The 16,643-nt window shown below is 63.6% G+C and carries 15 protein-coding genes; 7 read left to right on the forward strand and 8 right to left on the reverse strand.

Going from position 1 to position 16,643, the window contains the following annotated elements:
* Positions 1–20: 20 nt before the first annotated feature.
* The 3 genes from pyk to VC352_RS22345 all read right to left on the reverse strand — a co-directional run bounded on the left by pyk (position 21) and on the right by VC352_RS22345 (position 3,327).
* Positions 21–1,472 carry a pyruvate kinase gene (gene pyk / locus VC352_RS22335; protein WP_322981698.1) on the reverse strand — a complete coding sequence of 484 codons (1,452 nt, stop codon included), beginning with the start codon at positions 1,470–1,472 and terminating at the stop codon, positions 21–23.
* A gap of 71 nt (positions 1,473–1,543) precedes the next feature.
* Positions 1,544–2,452 (reverse strand): universal stress protein, encoded by a 909-nt coding sequence (locus VC352_RS22340; RefSeq protein ID WP_322981699.1) that lies wholly within the window; start codon positions 2,450–2,452, stop codon positions 1,544–1,546.
* A 68-nt stretch (positions 2,453–2,520) separates the two neighbouring features.
* Positions 2,521–3,327: a tetratricopeptide repeat protein gene (locus VC352_RS22345; RefSeq protein WP_322981700.1), complete on the reverse strand. Its 807-nt coding sequence runs from the start codon at positions 3,325–3,327 to the stop codon at positions 2,521–2,523.
* Between the two features lie 150 nt (positions 3,328–3,477).
* Here VC352_RS22345 and VC352_RS22350 point away from each other — a divergent pair, with 150 nt between their 5' ends.
* The 3 genes from VC352_RS22350 to VC352_RS22360 all read left to right on the forward strand — a co-directional run bounded on the left by VC352_RS22350 (position 3,478) and on the right by VC352_RS22360 (position 5,000).
* Positions 3,478–3,852 (forward strand): tetratricopeptide repeat protein, encoded by a 375-nt coding sequence (locus tag VC352_RS22350; RefSeq protein WP_322981701.1) that lies wholly within the window; start codon positions 3,478–3,480, stop codon positions 3,850–3,852.
* A gap of 310 nt (positions 3,853–4,162) precedes the next feature.
* Positions 4,163–4,585, forward strand: a complete 423-nt coding sequence (locus VC352_RS22355) for a DUF4124 domain-containing protein (RefSeq protein WP_322981702.1) — start codon at positions 4,163–4,165, stop codon at positions 4,583–4,585.
* A 58-nt stretch (positions 4,586–4,643) separates the two neighbouring features.
* Positions 4,644–5,000 (forward strand): PilZ domain-containing protein, encoded by a 357-nt coding sequence (locus tag VC352_RS22360; protein WP_322981703.1) that lies wholly within the window; start codon positions 4,644–4,646, stop codon positions 4,998–5,000.
* A 2-nt stretch (positions 5,001–5,002) separates the two neighbouring features.
* Here VC352_RS22360 and VC352_RS22365 read toward each other — a convergent pair whose 3' ends face one another.
* Positions 5,003–5,806: a SirB1 family protein gene (locus tag VC352_RS22365; RefSeq protein WP_322981704.1), complete on the reverse strand. Its 804-nt coding sequence runs from the start codon at positions 5,804–5,806 to the stop codon at positions 5,003–5,005.
* Between the two features lie 106 nt (positions 5,807–5,912).
* On the opposite strand from VC352_RS22365, the gene VC352_RS22370 reads away from it, so the two are divergent.
* The gene (locus VC352_RS22370; RefSeq protein ID WP_322981705.1) at positions 5,913–6,935 is read left to right on the forward strand and encodes a Leu/Phe/Val dehydrogenase; all 1,023 of its coding nucleotides are present in this window, start codon (positions 5,913–5,915) and stop codon (positions 6,933–6,935) included.
* Between the two features lie 47 nt (positions 6,936–6,982).
* Here VC352_RS22370 and VC352_RS22375 read toward each other — a convergent pair whose 3' ends face one another.
* On the reverse strand, positions 6,983–7,240 hold the full coding sequence (locus VC352_RS22375; protein WP_322981706.1) for a YebG family protein: 258 nt from the start codon (positions 7,238–7,240) through the stop codon (positions 6,983–6,985).
* Between the two features lie 109 nt (positions 7,241–7,349).
* Positions 7,350–8,315, reverse strand: coding sequence for an MBL fold metallo-hydrolase (locus VC352_RS22380; protein ID WP_322981707.1), 966 nt, complete (start codon positions 8,313–8,315; stop codon positions 7,350–7,352).
* A gap of 226 nt (positions 8,316–8,541) precedes the next feature.
* Here VC352_RS22380 and VC352_RS22385 point away from each other — a divergent pair, with 226 nt between their 5' ends.
* Positions 8,542–9,714 (forward strand): diguanylate cyclase domain-containing protein, encoded by a 1,173-nt coding sequence (locus tag VC352_RS22385; protein WP_322981708.1) that lies wholly within the window; start codon positions 8,542–8,544, stop codon positions 9,712–9,714.
* A 123-nt stretch (positions 9,715–9,837) separates the two neighbouring features.
* Positions 9,838–10,332 carry a phosphate-starvation-inducible protein PsiE gene (locus VC352_RS22390; RefSeq protein WP_322981709.1) on the forward strand — a complete coding sequence of 165 codons (495 nt, stop codon included), beginning with the start codon at positions 9,838–9,840 and terminating at the stop codon, positions 10,330–10,332.
* Between the two features lie 88 nt (positions 10,333–10,420).
* Here the strand turns inward: VC352_RS22390 and VC352_RS22395 are convergent, their stop codons facing one another.
* On the reverse strand, positions 10,421–13,051 hold the full coding sequence (locus VC352_RS22395) for a DEAD/DEAH box helicase (protein WP_322981710.1): 2,631 nt from the start codon (positions 13,049–13,051) through the stop codon (positions 10,421–10,423).
* A 121-nt stretch (positions 13,052–13,172) separates the two neighbouring features.
* Positions 13,173–14,045 carry an AraC family transcriptional regulator gene (locus VC352_RS22400; RefSeq protein ID WP_322981711.1) on the reverse strand — a complete coding sequence of 291 codons (873 nt, stop codon included), beginning with the start codon at positions 14,043–14,045 and terminating at the stop codon, positions 13,173–13,175.
* 178 nt (positions 14,046–14,223) lie between these two features.
* Here VC352_RS22400 and bglX point away from each other — a divergent pair, with 178 nt between their 5' ends.
* Positions 14,224–16,518, forward strand: coding sequence for a beta-glucosidase BglX (gene bglX, locus VC352_RS22405; RefSeq protein ID WP_322981712.1), 2,295 nt, complete (start codon positions 14,224–14,226; stop codon positions 16,516–16,518).
* Positions 16,519–16,643: the final 125 nt, after the last annotated feature.

Here is a 16,643-nt window from a genome sequence, read left to right on the forward strand (position 1 = left end):
CTCTTGCATTCACGCCTGGATCACACCATCGGATCGCCGACATGCAGGATCTTCATGGTGTTGGTGCCGCCGGTGCCGTGGTAGCTGTCGCCCTTGGTCAGGATGACCCAGTCACCCGGTTCCACCACGCCGCGCTTGAGCAACTCGTCCACCGCGGCCTGGCTGACCTTGTTCGCCGGCAGCGAAGCCGGGTCGAACGGCACGGTGTAGACGCCGCGGAACAGCGCCACGCGGGCCTGGGCTTCGCGGTGCGGGGTGAAGGCGAAGATCGGGATCGACGAGCGGATGCGCGACATGATCAGCGGGCTGTAGCCACTCTCGGTCAGGCTGATGATGGCCTTGACGCCCGGGAAGTGGTTGGCGGTGTACATGGTGGCCAGGGCGATGCTTTCGTCGCAGCGCTCGAAGGTGCGGCCCAGACGGTGGCTGGACTGCTTGCTGGTCGGGTGCTTTTCGGCACCCAGGCACACGCGGGCCATGGCCTGTACGGCTTCGACCGGGTATTCGCCGGCGGCGCTCTCGGCCGACAGCATCACCGCATCGGTGTAGTCCAGCGCGGCGTTGGCCACGTCGGAGACTTCGGCGCGGGTCGGCATCGGGCTGTGGATCATCGACTCCATCATCTGGGTCGCGGTGATCACGGCTTTGTTCAGGCGACGGGCGTGAGCGATGATCTTCTTCTGGATGCCGACCAGCTCGGCGTCGCCGATTTCCACGGCCAGGTCGCCACGGGCGACCATTACTGCGTCACTGGCGCGGATCAGGCCGTCGAGGGCTTCGTCATCGGCCACGGCTTCGGCGCGTTCGATCTTGGCCACCAGCCAGGCGGTACCGCCGGCTTCGGTGAGCAGGCGACGGGCGTAGTCCATGTCGGCAGCGTCGCGCGGGAAGGACACGGCCAGGTAGTCCAGATCCATCTCGGCGGCGACCTTGATGTCGGCCTTGTCTTTCTCGGTCAGGGCCGGAGCAGTCAGGCCGCCACCACGGCGGTTGATGCCCTTGTTGTCCGACAGCGGGCCGCCGATCAGTACGCGGCAATGCAGTTCGTCGGCGCCCTTGAGTTCGACGCGCATGACCACGCGGCCGTCGTCGAGCAGCAGTTCGTCACCAACGTCGCAATCCTGGATCAGCGCAGGGTAGTCGATGCCGACCACGTCCTGAGTGCCCGCAGTGCGCGAGTGGCTGGAGGAGAGGCGGAACAGGTCGCCATCCTTGAGTTCGATGCGCTTGTTCTCGAACTTGGCGATACGGATTTTCGGGCCTTGCAGGTCGCCGAGCAGGGCGACATGACGGCCATGCTTGGCAGCCAGTTCACGAACCAGAGCGGCACGCGCCTTGTGATCGTCGGGCGTGCCGTGGGAGAAGTTCAGACGGGCCACGTCCAGGCCGGCGAGGATCAGTTGTTCCAGCACTTCCGGCGAGCTGCTGGCTGGGCCCAGGGTGGCGACGATTTTGGTGCGGCGAAAGGTCATGCACGAACTCCCTAGTGGACTATGCCTGGGAGGCTACTACGGCCTTTCGCTGTAGTCATTGTTCCTGTGCACTACCCTTTGTCGTCCGCTTTGAGCACCAGCAGGTCGCACTCCACGCGCTCCAGCACCCGTTCGGCGGTATGGCCGATCAGCAGGCTGTCCAGTTGGCCGCGGGCGATGGCGCCCATCACCAGCAGATCGATATTGTGCTTGTGCACGAAATGCGGGATGGCGTCTTCGGCGAAACCGTCGAGCAGGTGGGCGCGTTCGGCGGCGATCGGATACTGGCCGATCAGAGTGTCGAAGGCCTGGCGATGCGCCTGAGCGCTGCGCGTCACGTAGTCGTCATACGCCTGGGCTACCTCGGCATCGAACAGCAGCGAATGCGGCATTGGCGCCAGGGCATGCACGTAATCGCCCTGCAGGCCGAGTTGCATCTGCAATGCCTGGCTTTCGCGGATCAGCTTGTGGTCGAGTGCGGCCGGTTTGTCGGCGCTGTGCAACGGGTCGAGCGCGGTACACATGCGCTGCCCACGCCAGTGCATGTCGTGCACTAGCCACAGCGGCATTGGGCAATGGCGGATCAGTTGCCAGCAGGTGTCGCTGAACAGCAGGCGACGCAGCATGCCTCCGGGGTGGGCGGACTTGAGCAGCAGGTCGACCTGAAGCTCGGCGGCTCGGGCGAGAATGGCCTCATGACGGTGCTTGTGCCAGCGCACTTCCACGTCGATCTGCAGCCCCTCGTCGATAAATTCGGCGACGCTGGCGTGCAGGCTGTCCTGGCGCTGTTGCAGCAGCGCTTCGCGGGCGCGTTTGAGCATGTGCCCGTCGAGCAGGCCGTTCTCGAGGCGCGGGTGGTAGTCCACCTGCAGCAGATGCAGGCGCACGCCGCTCTGGCGGGCCAGCCACAGCGCGCGTTGCAGGGCGGGTTGCTGATCCTGGTCGGGGTCGATGATCACCAGCAGGCGTTCGAGTTTCATGACGGGGCCTCGCCTTGGGGGAGTTCCCGCATTACAGGTCAGCGCAGGCCATCCGGCATTGATGTGGGTCAGCGTTGCCCCGGGTTCAGCGCCAGATCGAGGTGGCGAGCCGCTTTCGCGGCGAGTGCGCCGTTGGGGTATTGCGCCAGCAGGCGGCGCAGGTAGGCAATGGCCTTGTCGCGATCCGGTGTCGGGTTGTCGGGCGCCATGTGCATCAGTGCCAGTTGATACAGCGCCTTCTCCTTGATGTCGGCCGGTACATGCGGGTCAGCCAGGCCCAATTGGTAGAGCGTTTCGGCTTCGGCGACGCGGCCCTTGAGCACGGCGCGGCGCGACAGCAGGGTCATGTCCGGATCGAGGCTGGGTTGGTACAGATCGAGATTCTGGCTCGGCTGCCACTGCGCCAGGCGTTCGCGTGCGTTCTGCTGGATGGGCTGCGCGTCGCGCTGGCGCATCAGTGTGATGCGCTCCTCGGCGCGGCTGGCGGTGTGCGTGGCGGGAAACTCGTTGATCACCTGGTAGAAATAATTGCGTGCCCGGGTGTCATCACGCTGATCATTGAAGGCGTTCATGTAGATCAGGCCGATCTGGTACAGCGCGATGGCGCGCACCTCGCTGCTCAGGCGGGTGTCGCGGTAGCCCTCCAGGTAGAGCGCTTCGGCCTTGTCGCTGTGGGCATCGCGAATGGCCAGGGCGCTGTAGGTCAGCAGATCACCTTCCTCTTCGATGGCTGCCGCCATGCGCTTGGCCTTGAGCGCCTTGTATTCCACCACCTCGTTGGTGGTCAGTTGGGCGACGAACAATGGCGTGGTCGGCGCACAGGCGCTCAACAGCAGGGCGCCGAGGGTAATGGGAAGCAGGCGGGTGAGCGGCATGCGGGCTCCTTGGCCGTAATCGACCGGTGGCCCGCAGTCTAGTGTGAGCTGTTCAAGGTGCAAGGCGATGGCTGCACAACCCATCGGAGGTTTGTGGCTGTTCAGTTTTTCTCCACGCTGTCGATACACTGCTCATTGGAGGATTTGCCCATGCGTACCCTGATCATTCTGGCCGTGGCCCTGGCTGCTACGGGTTGTTCCCGTGTCTCGCTCGATCATCACCTGAACAATGCCTATCGCGCCTATAACGAAGGTGATTGCGCCCAGGCTGCGCTGGAGCTTTCGCAGGCCGAGCGGCAGAGCCGCTCGCGCAGCTACGTGCAGCCGGAAATCTCCCTGTTGCGTGGCCAGTGCCTGGAGCGGGAAAGCCTGTTCGTCGACGCGGCGCAGACCTATCAGTTCATCATTACCCGTTACCCCGCCAGCGAGTACGCCTACCGTGCGCGGGCACGTCTGCAGACGCTGGAGCAGCTCGGCCACTACACGCCTGGTGCGCCGGCCAAACCCAGCCCGGCTCCGCTGTAGGGCACCTCTAAAAACTACCTCGGCTTTGGCTTCCTGCGTCGCTCTACCTCCTGCATCCATGCAGTCGTGCGTTGCCATCGCTGCGTTAAAAACAGGCTCGTGCGCGAGTCCGATCAAAATGCTCATTTACAGCGCGTAAAGTCGAACGCGACTCCGAGCGTTTTTCGCCTGTTTTTGCGGGGCCGCCATCGGTATTGCGCTGGCTGCCTCGCCTACGTTTTTAGAGGCGCCCTGTAAGTGGCGGGCAGTGCGTCTTTGCCGGTTCCGCGTGGCGGTATAAGCTGACGGCCTTCGTTCATGGAGGATGAACATGCGCCGTCTGCTGCTGATCGCGTCGTTACTGCCGGCTCTGGCAGGTGCGGAAATCTATCGCTGGACCGATGCACAGGGGCAGGTGCATTTTGGCCAGCGCCCGGTCAATGGTGCCGAGCGGGTCGAGGTCAAACCGCAGGTGGTCGAGCGCGACGCCCACACCCGCGAACGTGAGGCACGCAGCGAGCGCTACTACCAGGCGCGTCAGGCCGAGCGCGAGCAAGCCGCCGCCACGGCCGCCCAGCAGCGTCAGGAGCGCGACGGCGAATGTCGCGAGTTGCGCCAGCGCCTGGCGCAGTTGCCCGATGGCTATCGGTATTTCCGCGAGGGCGCCAACGGCGAACGAATCTACTACAGTGATGAAGAGCTCGACGCCGCTCGTCGCCAGGTGCGCGAACGGCTCGCCGAGCGGTGCTCCTGAGGCTGGTGTGGTGGCGGCCAGGGGCGCATACTCCAATCCCTTGTAGCGATATGCCACCATGCGTAGCCAACGTCGAATCGAGCGGCACCAACTGCCCTACTACCTGAAGGTGTTCAACCGTATCACCGACAAGCCGATGGGGTCCATCGGCAATGTTTCGGTGGACGGGCTGATGCTGATCAGTCAGTTACCCATGCTGGTCGGCGGTTGCTTCGACATGCGCCTGAAATTGCCGGGTCTGAGTGGCCCGCATTTCATCGACTTTTCCGCCAATTGCCAGTGGTGCCGCGAGGACGTCACGCCAGGCAGCTACGACTCAGGTTTTGCCCTGGTTGCACCGCCGGCGGATTACATCGAGATGATCGACGCGCTGCGCTACTACTTCAGCTTCCACACCCAATCAGCCTCGGCCTGATTTCAATGCAGTGCCGTTACCGCCTCCAGATTACGCAGGCGTTGGCTCAGGTGCAGGCGTTGCCCGACTTCCTCGCATAGCAGCAGCGCATGCTGCAGGTCGTAGCGTTCGCCCTGCGGGCATTCCAGGCGGTGATAGATGTCGGCGCGAGCCAGGTGATCGGCCAGATTCGGCGGGCCCAGCTGCAGCACGCGCTCGGCATCCTTGAGCGCGGCCAGGTGGTCGTCCTGTTGCAGGTGCAGGTGACGCAGGTTGCGTGACAGACGCTGCAGCATGCCGCGTGCGTCGGCGCCTTGCAGATGCGTTGCGCTCAGTTCCACCGCCGGCCCCAGGTGATGCAGCAGCAGTTCGCGGCAGTCGCGCGTATACAGGCGGCGCCCGCCACAGGGATCGAGCAGGTGATCGGCGCCAGGCACGCGCAGGAGAAAGTGCCCGGGAAAGTTCACGCCCTGCAGCGGTATATCCAGACGTCTGGCTAGTTCCAGCGCGATCAAGGCCAGGACCAGCGGCTGGCCGCGCCGCCAGCGCAGCACTTCGTGCAGCAGCGCGTGGCGAGGGCGTGTCGGGCCCTCGTCATTTTCGAGGTAGTCCAGTTCGCTGAGGCGTCGCAATAGCGGTTGCGCCAGCTCACGCCGCGGCAGTTCCGGCAGGCCGGCATCGATCTGTACCTGCAGGCCATGCAGATCGGCCAGCGCCTGAGCCGGTTGCAGGTGCGGGTCATGCTCGGCGGCAATCCACAGTGCCGCTTCGAAAAAGGCCGGCGGCTCGCGCTCCAGACACAGCAGACAGGCTTGACGTGGGCTCATCGCACAATCTCCGCTTGGTCTCTGGTTTGTAGCGCTTTGTCGGTCGGGCGTCCAGTTTCGGCCTGCGGCCTATACTGGGTGGACACGTTCAGACGGGGAGCCTGCCATGTTTGCTGCGATGGAAGCGGCCCGCCTCGAGGCCCTGCACCTGGTGCAGGATCCGGCCAGCGGCCTGCGTGCCGTGATCGCCATCCACAACACCCGTATGGGGCCGGCACTGGGTGGCTGCCGTTATCTGCAATATGGCGATGAGCGCAGTGCCATCGAAGATGCCATCCGCCTGGCCAGGAGCATGAGCTACAAGGCGGCGCTGGCGGGCCTGGAGCAGGGTGGGGGCAAGGCGGTGATTCTGCGCGAGCCCCATGTGCAGAACCGGGCGTCGTTGTTCGAGGCATTCGGACGCTTCATCGAAACCCTGGGTGGCCGCTATATCACCGCCACCGACAGCGGCACCTCAAGCATCGACATGGATTGCATCGCCCGGCATACCCAGCACGTCACCAGCACCAGCGAGCAGGGCGATCCTTCGCCGCTCACGGCCATGGGCGTATTCACCGGTATTCGCGCCACGGCCATGGCACGGCTGGGCAATGATGATCTGGATGGGCTGCGCGTCGCCATTCAGGGGCTGGGCAGCGTTGGGTTCGCGCTGGCCGAGGCCCTGCATGCCGCAGGCGCCGAGCTGCTGGTCAGCGACCTCGATGGTGGTCGCGTGCAGCTCGCCGTCGAGCAATTGGGGGCGCATCCGGTGGCATGCGAGGCATTGCTCACCACGCCGTGTGACATCCTCGCCCCCTGTGGCCTGGGTGGCGTGCTCGACATGCAGACGGTTGCTCATTTGCGTTGTGCTGCCGTGGCGGGCGCGGCCAACAATCAATTGGCCAGCCCGGACGTGGCCGAGTCACTGGAGGCGCGCGGCATCCTCTACGCGCCGGACTACGTGATCAATGCCGGCGGCTTGATCCATGTCGCCCTGCGCCATCTTGGCGAACCGCCGAGTGCGGTCACCGCCCATCTGGCCCGCATCAGGCAGCGGCTGACGGAAATCTACGCTCATGCCCAGGCGGACAAACGTTCCCCCGCGCGCGTTGCCGACCAGTTGGCCGAGCGGCTGTTGTACGGCGCCTGAGCTACCCCATAAAAAGAAAGCCCCGCAGATGCGGGGCCAAGGGGACATCATTCGGCGTTCTCGCCCAGCTCGTCGAGTGCGTCGGGCTGGTTCTTGAAGGCCTTGGCGAACACATCGCGATTCTTGGCCATATAAATGCCCAGTTCTTCGCCTTGCTGCTCGCTCAGCGAGGGAACGGCCTTGTGCAGCACCTCGGTCAGCCGCTCGGCCAGCTCGAGCATCTTGTCGTAACGATCGGCTTCGGCCTTATCCATGAACAAATGCTCCGGATCGCGACTGCTGCGGTACACCACTTCGACGGCCATTCATCACCTCATCTGCCTTCATGCGTGTCAGTTGTTTGCTGTGTATTTATACAGTGTTCGAAGCATAAAGAACTCGCTGCCATTTGGCCAGCAGCGAGTGAGCCGATATTCACCGATCACTGCGCACCGGGCTGAACTCGACTGGTACCCAGGCGTAGCCCTGTGCTTCCTTGCGCACGTGACCGAGACCGGGGAAGGGCAGGTGCGCGCCGGCAACCCAGAGTTTGTCCTGAGCCGCTTCGGCCAGCAGACGCTGGCGCGACTCACGCGCCTTGTCGCTGTCGACGTCGAACTCGATCACCACCTCCGGCTTGGCGAACTGCACGGCATGGTTGTGCACGATGTCGCCCCAGACCAGCAGGCGCTGCTCGCCCGACTTGAACAGGTAGGAGGTGTGCCCAGGCGTATGACCGATGCTGGATACCAGGTCGATACCGGGCAGCAACGTACCTTCGTTCTGGTACTGCTTGAGCTTGCCGGCCTTGATGTAGGGCGCAACAGCGGTCTGGGCGAGCTTGAACATGCCCTGCATGCCTTCGGGCGCCTTGGCCATGTTCGCCTCGCTCAGCCAGAAGTCCGCTTCGGCCTTGGGAACCTCCACGGTGGCGTTGGGGTAGGCCGGGGTGCCGTCGGTTTTCAGCAGGCCGCAGGCGTGATCCGGATGCAGGTGGGTGAGCAGGACGGTATCCACCTGATCGGCCGTATAGCCGGATGCCTCGAGGTTGCGTTCTACCACGCCGAGGGTGGGGCCGAAGCATTGCGCGGCGCCGGTGTCGACCAGCACGAGGTTGTTGCCGGTGTTGACCAGGTAGGCATTGACTGCGGTCTGCACGCCAGGCGTGGACTGCACGAACATACGCGCCAGCAGATCCTGCAGATCCTTGTCGCCAATGCCCTTGAGCAGGGTGCTGGGAAGGTCGACGTAACCGTCATAGAGCGCGGTGACCTCGAACTCACCGAGCATCATGCGGTAGTAGCCTGGCACCTGGGTTTTCTGTTGGGCCGGCGCCTGGGCATGGGCGGGCAGGCTGAACCAGGCGATCAGGGCAGCGGTACCGATCGATAGAAGTCGCATGTGTTGCTCCTTGGGCGAGTCAAAGACAGAAGTTTGCGCCGTGATGGCATATTTTGCGAGCCGGCAAATAAGTTGTGCTGTACAGGTTGTGTATATGTCACGGCAGGCCCAGAATCCATCGGCAGATGCTGGTGCAAATCCCGTTTTGAACCGTTATCTCATTGGCCGCTAGGGTGTCGTCAGAGCACTACCGAAACCTTCGTTGACCCTTTGGCGCGAGGTCTACATGTTCAACTCAATTGGTCGAGTCGAGCGCAAGCTGCTTGCGCTCGTGGCGCTGTTCTACCTCAGCCTGATGCTGCTGGTGGGTGCCATCTGGGGCAGTCAGACCAGCTTGTCGAATGGACGCTCTGTACAGGATTTGTATCGGTCGCTTTACCTGCTTTCCGAGCTGCTCTCCAGCCTGCAGGATGCCGAGATCGGTCAGCGCGGCTACCTGCTGAGCAATGATGAGCGCTACCTGGCGCCATACGAACGGGCAATCAAGCTGGTCGACGGTCAACTGGAGCAGTTGCTCGAAAACCCGGTGCTCGACTCCTACGCAGCTGATCTTGCCGCCATTACGCAGCTCAGTCGGCTCAAGCGCGACGAGTTGGCCGATAGCATTGCGCGGCGTCGCCAGAACGGCAAAGACCGCCCGGAGGGGCTGGAACCCAGGGGCAAGGTCTATATGGACGAACTGCGAGCACGCATTGCCCATATTCGCAGCGGCGTGAGCGCAGCCCTGCTCGAGCAGAAGCAGGATCTGGTCACGCGGTCGGCGCTGGCACTTTGGGGCGGCGGTGGCGGTGCCGTGCTCATGCTGGGGCTGCTGACGCTGCTGTTCGTCGACCTGCGCAAGGATTTGCGCGAGCGTGCCGAGTTGCTCCAGCGCCTGGCGTTCGAATCGCAGCACGACAGCCTGACGCAACTGCCCAATCGCCGTGCATTCAATGACGCACTCGATCAGGCCGTGGCGTTGGCGCGCCGCGGTGAGCGGCAGGTGGCGCTGCTGTACCTCGATCTGGACGGTTTCAAGCCGGTGAACGACCAGCTTGGGCACGCGACCGGAGATGCGCTGCTCAAGGCGGTGGTGGCGCGCTGGCAGACGGTGATACGCGAGGGCGAGTTGTTGGCACGGCTCGGTGGAGACGAATTCGCGGTGATCGCGGCAGGCGATGCCGATGCCGTCGAACGCTTGGCGGCACGTTTGATCGAGGTACTAGACAGCGCCCTGCTGCCGCAGCATCCGCAGGTGCGGGTCGGTGTCAGCGTGGGGCTGGCGCTCTATGCCGAGCACGGTGAGGACAGGCGCCGGCTGGTCGCGGCAGCCGATACCGCGATGTATCGTGCCAAGGAGGCCGGCAAGCACTGTTATGCCTGGCCTGAATCCCGCTCTCCGGTGTTGGCCGCTGTGTAAGGCTGTGTCTTGCGGTCATCTTCCAGCTTCATCCTGTAGTTGGTCTTTTTCCTGCATCCTCGTTTGGGGAGCGCTCATCCCGAGCGCTCAGGCGTCGATGCCGGTTTTGGGGAGAAGTACGGAATGAATTGGGCGGAACGTCTGCGCGAAGGGCTGCATGGCCTGGCCGAATCGCTGGGCAACCTGTTGATGGAGGCCTTCCATTATCTGGCGTTGTTCGCCATCGGTGCGATCACCGCCTGGGCGGGTGTGATGGCTTTCCTCGGCATGCTGGAGAAAGGCCACATCACGGTCGATGACATCCTGCTGCTGTTCATCTACCTGGAACTGGCAGCGATGGTGGGGATTTATTTCAAGACCAACCACATGCCGATTCGCTTCATGATCTATGTGGCGATCACGGCACTGACGCGTTTGCTGATCTCCGATATTTCCCATACCCACAAGCCGAGCTGGGGTGTGGTGATGGTATCGGGCGCGATTCTGCTGCTGGCGCTGGCGATTCTGGTGGTGCGCTATGCCTCGTCGCGTTTCCCAGCCGTGGCAGCGCCCAATCCGCGCAGCAAACCGCGTAATCGCGAGGATGCCGAGGCCGAGCGCGACGATACGTCGGATTGACGCGTAGGGTGAATGACGCTCTTCTCATCTACCAGGGCGGGCGTCACGGTGGATCGATGGAGCGCGATCCACCCTACGAGACGCGGTGTCAGTCGAGTGGTGCGAACAGCGCTGCCAGATCGGCTTCATCCAGTTGCCACTGGCCCTGGCTGCTGCCTTCGAGTACGCCCTTGGCCAGGCTGGCCTTGGCCTGCTGCAATTGCTGGATCTTTTCCTCGACGCTGCCACGGGCGATCAGCTTGTAGACGAATACCGGCTTGTCCTGGCCGATGCGATAGGCGCGGTCGCTGGCCTGGGCTTCGGCGGCGGGGTTCCACCAGGGATCGAAGTGAATCACGGTGTCGGCGGCGGTCAGGTTCAGGCCGCTGCCGCCTGCCTTGAGGCTGATCAGGAACACCGGAAATTCCCCGGCCTGGAAGCGCTGCACCGGCGTGCGCCGATCCTGGGTGCTGCCGGTCAGTTTGGCGTAGCCGATGTCGCGTGCCAGAAGCTCCGCTTCGATCAGTGCCAGCATCGAGGTGAACTGCGAGAACAGCAGCACGCGGCGGCCCTCGGCGACCAACTCCTCGAGCATGTCCAGCAGCGCGCTGAGCTTGCCGGAGTCGCTGGCCTGCAGCGCTTGGTCCGCCTCGCCCAGCAGGCGCAGGTCACAGCAGCTCTGGCGCAGGCGCAGCAGCGCTTCGAGGATGACGATGTGGCTGCGCGCCAGGCCCTGGCGGGCGATTTCGTCACGCACCTTCTGATCCATGGCCAGGCGCAGGGTCTCGTAACGGTCGCGTTGCAGCTGCGTCATCTCGACCCATTGGACGATCTCGGTCTTCGGTGGCAGTTCGCTGGCCACCTGTTCCTTGGTACGGCGCAGCAGGAAGGGGCGGATACGTCCATTCAGGTGGTTCAGGCGTTGGGCGTCGCCACGTTTCTCGATGGGCGTGCGGTAGTCACGGGTGAAGGCCTTGGCGTCGCCCAGCCAGCCCGGCATGAGGAAATGGAACAACGACCAGAGTTCGCCCAGGTGGTTTTCCAGGGGCGTGCCGGTCAGGCACAGGCGCAGGTCGGTCTGCACCTGAGCGGCGGCAGTAGCCGCCTTGCTGCGCGGGTTCTTGATGTTCTGCGCTTCGTCGAGGATCAGCAGGCGATAACGCTGCTGATTCAGCGTCTTGAGGTCGCGCGGTAGCAGAGCATAGGTGGTGAGGATCAGATCGTGCTCGGCGATCTCCTCGAACAGCGCCTTGCGTTTGCTGCCATGCAGGGCCAGTACGCGCAGGCTGGGCGTGAAGCGTGCGGCCTCGTCCTGCCAGTTGGGGATCAGGCTGGTGGGCATGACGATCAGCGCTGGCCTGTCGAGACGTCCGGCCTGTTTCTCGCAGAGAATGTGCGCCAGGGTCTGCAGGGTCTTGCCCAGGCCCATGTCGTCGGCCAGCACGCCGCCGACACGCAGTTCAGCCAGGGTCTGCATCCAGTTCAGGCCTTGCAACTGATAGCTGCGCAATTCGGCCTGCAAGCCCTCGGGTGGAGCTATCTCGCGCACGGCCAGGTTCTGCAGGCGCTGGGCAAAACCGCGCAGTTCTTCGCCCCCTTGCCAGCTCAGTGCGGAACCATGCGCGAGTTCGCCCAGGCGCGCGGCATCGGCGCGGCCCAGGCGCAGCGGCAGATGGTCTTCGCCCGGGTCGCGGAAATACAGCTCGCCCAGGGTAGCCAGCAATGGCTTGAGGCGAGCGAAGGGCAGGGCGATGCGTTTGCCGCCGTGTGGCAGGTTGACCAGCAGGCGGTCTTCATCGGCACGCTGGGCCAGCGCTTCGGGCGCCAGCAGCCAGGGCGTGCGGCGAATGGCCTGGAGCAGGATCGGCAGCAGGCTCAGGCGCTGGCCTTCGACTTCGATGCCCAGCTCCAGATCGAACCAGTTCTGCTGCGGATCTTCCTCGACCTCGGCGTACCAGCTGTCGACCTCGGCGAGGTTGTACTGGAAGTCGGGGCGCATGTGGATCTGCCAGCCTTCGGCGCGCAACTGCGGCAACTGCTGCTGGACGAAATTCAGCCAGTCGCGCTCGCGTTCCAGCTCGAATGGCTCGCCTGCTTCCGCCGGCAGTGCATCGCTCTGGCGCAAGGCTACCTGCAGGCCAAGGCTTTCCAGGCGCTTGCGCAGAGCGGCCTCGGCGGCGCCATCGCGGATCAGGCGCAGATTGGTTTCTGCATCCAGACGCTTGACCAGATCCTTGGCCGGTTTGCCGAAGACCTTGTGTCCGGCATAGTCGAAGGCCAGTGCGGCGCGGTGCTGGGTCTGCTCCTGCATGCGCCCCTTGCGCGCATCGAAATGCACGCGCACCTGGCTCCCCAGGCTGAGGATGGCCGTGGGCGCGATGCCCTCCAGACGCGTTTCCGCCAGTTCCTTGTCGGCCACGATGATGGTCGAGAGGTCGCTGCCAGCGCGTTGCTGGGCTTCCAGGGTGAGCAGGGCGGCGGCTACATGCTTGCAGTTGAAACCCACCGGACAGGTGCAGTGACCGGTCACGCTCCATTTGCGCCCGTAAGGGTGCAGGGTGATGCGTTGCTGGTAGGTCTCCCAGCCGGATCCGCGGCAATTGGCGAGCAGGCTGTTGTCCCTGAGGCTGAGCAGTTTGCTGCGCTTTTCTTCCGCGTAGGCGATGCCACGGCGCAAGTCGCCGGCACCGAATTCGGAGCGCCAGTCGTCCTGGTGCAGGTGATGGATATCCAGGGTCATCGACGATGACTCGAGCGAGCAGTAGCGAGGCGCATGAAACAGCCGTTGATCGATGCAAAGCCGCAAATTCTCGCATAGCTGCACGGCGATTAGCAGGCGTGCCGACGAGATTGCAGCGATGCTAGATAAAGGCGTTACGGTACTGGCCGGGCGTGGCGCCGATGGCCTGGCGGAAACGATTGCTGAAGTGGCTGGCGCTGGCGAAACCACAGGCCAGGGCCACCTCGCCCAGCGCCAGTGTGCCGTGGCGCAGCAGATGGCAGGCCTGAGCCAGGCGCCTGGCGAGTACGTAGCGGTGCGGCGGCAGGCCGAAGCTGATCTGGAACATGCGCGCGAAATGGTATTCCGAGAGGGCGCAGAGGCCGGCCAGCTCGCTCAGCGGCAGCGGTTCGGCCAGGTGCTGCTCGATATAGTCGCGCAACTGGCGACGTTGGTGTGGCGCCAGGCCGCCTTTCAGTTGCAGGCCCTGACGCAGGCCAACCTGGGTCAGCAGGGCGTGGTCGAGCAGGTCATGCGCCAGGCTGCTGGCCAACACGCGCTCGCTTGGCTCCTGCCAGTCGAGCGTGCACAACTGACGGAAACGAGTCGCCTGCTCGGCGTCCTCGAGGAAGGTGGCCTCTGTCAGTTGCAGGCTACGCGGTTCGCGGTCGAGCAAGGTGACGGCGCCCAGGGCGAAACGCTCCGGTTCGATATAGAGGTGCGCCAGTTGCACCTTGCCATTGATGATCCAGGCCGACTCATGCCCGGCCGGCATGACGCACAGGCGATCCGGCGCGCCTTTGGCAAACGGCTGCTCACGGCGGAAGGTGCCGGTGCCGCCGCTCAGGTAGCACGACAGGGTGTGATGGCTCGGGGCGACGTAATCGCGGGAGTCGTGGGCATTGCTCCAGCGCGCCAGCGCCAGGCCAGCGCCCAGATCGGCCCGCGCATGCAGGTGCGCATTGGGCGATTGGCTCATGCTGTGAAAGACCTGCAGATGTTCCAGTGGCGCCATCACATTCTCCGGTTGAGCGATGATGCTACCCTCACTGCACCGGCATGCCAGCCCCTTGGCCATAAAAAGCGCAAGTTCATGCAAGTGAATATTTTTCTCTCGCCCAGGCGCGGGATGTGCGCAGTCGCGGTATCTTGGCGGCCATTCGAATAATGCACCCAGCTGGATGTCACACTTGATGAAATGCCTGCACCCGCTCGCGCTCGCCACTCTTCTTTGCTCTTCAGGCCTCGTTTTCGCCAGCCCCTCGCTGGATGACAAGGACGCCTTTATCAATGATCTGATCAATCGCATGACGCTGGAGGAGAAGGTCGGTCAACTTCGATTGATCAGTATCGGTGCTGAGATGCCGCGCCAGCTGATACGTCAGGAGATCGCCGCCGGGCGCATCGGCGGGACTTTTAACTCCATCAGTCGACCGGAGAACCGACCGATGCAGGAGGCCGCCATGCGCAGCCGCCTGAAGATTCCGATGTTCTTCGCCTATGACGTTATTCATGGCCATCGCACGACATTCCCCATCGGCCTGGGTCTGGCGTCGAGCTGGGATCTGCCCGCGATCGAGAACAGCGCGCGAATCGCAGCGCTGGAGGCCAGTTCCGACAGTCTGGACATGACCTTCGCGCCGACCGTGGATATCGCTCGCGATCCGCGCTGGGGGCGCACATCCGAAGGCTTTGGCGAAGATCCGTTCCTGGTCTCGCGTGTGGCCGAGTCGATGGTCAGGGGCTATCAGGGCGAGGGTGCCAACTCACCGCAGCGCATCATGTCTGTCGTCAAACACTTCGCCCTGTACGGCGCCGTGGAGGGCGGGCGTGACTACAACGTGGTCGATATGAGCCCGATGCGCATGTACCAGGACTACCTGCCGCCCTATCGAGCTGCCATCGATGCCGGTGCGGGCGGGGTGATGGTCGCCCTGAATGCGGTCAACGGTGTGCCGGCTTCGGCCAACACCTGGCTGCTACAGGATCTGCTGCGTCGCGACTGGGGATTCAAGGGCGGGGTGTTCAGCGATCACGGCGCCATTACCGAGCTGATGCGCCATGGCGTGGCTGCTGATGGCGCCGAGGCGGCGCGCTTGGCAATCAATGCAGGGGTGGGCATGAGCATGGCCGATACCCTCTATGATCAGGAACTGCCGAAGCTGGTCAAAAGTGGAGCAGTGTCCGAAACCGTACTCGATGACGCCGTGAGGCATCTGCTGGGCACCAAGTACGATATGGGCTTGTTTCATGATCCGTTCCTGCGTATTGGCCGTGCAGAAGACGATCCGGCCGACGTGAATGCCGAGCAGCGTCTGCACCGTGACGAGGCACGTGCCATGGCGCGTGATTCCATGGTGCTGCTGGAAAACCACGGTGACACGCTGCCGCTGAGCAAGAAAGCCACCGTCGCACTGATTGGTCCGCTGGCTGATTCCCCGGTGGATATGCTGGGTAGCTGGTCGGCTGCGGGTATTCCTGAGCAGGCGGTGACCCTGCGAACCGGCATGGCCAAGGCGCTCAAGGGGCAGGGCATGTTGATGTACGCGCGTGGCGCCAACGTCACCGACGACCCCCATGTGATCAACTACCTCAACCAGCTCAACTGGGATCGCCCGGAGGTGGTGCTCGACAAGCGCACGCCACAGGCGATGCTGGAAGAAGCGGTGCGTGTCGCGGCGCAGGCCGACGTCATCGTCGCCGCCGTGGGCGAGGCGCGCGGTATGTCGCACGAGTCCTCCAGCCGTACCCGTCTGGATCTTCCCGACAGCCAGCAGGCCCTGCTGCGCGCGCTCAAGGCCACCGGCAAGCCGTTGGTGCTGGTGCTGATGAACGGCCGCCCGCTGGCGCTGACCTGGGAGAAGGAAAACGCCGACGCCATGCTGGAAACCTGGTACAGCGGCACTGAAGGCGGCAACGCCATCGCCGACGTGCTGTTTGGCGAGCACAATCCGTCGGGCAAGCTGCCGATCACCTTCCCGCGCTCGGTCGGGCAGATTCCCACCTACTACAATCACCTGCGTCTGGGCCGCCCTTATACCCCCGGCACGCCTGGCAATTACACCTCGCAATACTTCGAGGAGCCCAACGGCCCGCTGTATCCGTTCGGTTATGGCCTAAGCTACAGCGACTTCAAGCTGTCGGCGCCGAAACTCTCGGCCGAACGCATGAAGGCGGATGAAAAAATCCGTGTCAGCGTCACCCTGAAAAACGCCGGAACCCGCGCCGGTGCGACCGTCGTGCAGCTGTATCTGCATGACGAAGCGGCCTCGGTGATCCGTCCGGTGAAGGAACTCAAGGATTTCCGCAAGGTCAAGCTTGAGGCAGGTGAGTCACGTGAGGTGAGTTTCGAGATCGACGAGCCGATGCTGCGCTTCTACGATGCCAGCCTGCGCCATGTCAGCGAGCCAGGTGCTTTCCGCGTTCAGTTAGGGCTGGATTCGGAGGCTGTGCAGGAGGCCCGATTCGAACTGTTGCCGCGCCAGTGAGCGGTGCGGCCCAAGGAGGCGAAAATATACCTGTGTGAGCCCCTGTGCCGGGCAGCGCGATCCGGTAATAATGCGCAGAAAAATACGTGCATACGGCCAGTAGCCATCTTTTCGAGGCCTGACGT

Origin of the sequence: Pseudomonas sp. C11, from assembly GCF_034683865.1 — a bacterium.
Taxonomy (GTDB): domain Bacteria; phylum Pseudomonadota; class Gammaproteobacteria; order Pseudomonadales; family Pseudomonadaceae; genus Aquipseudomonas.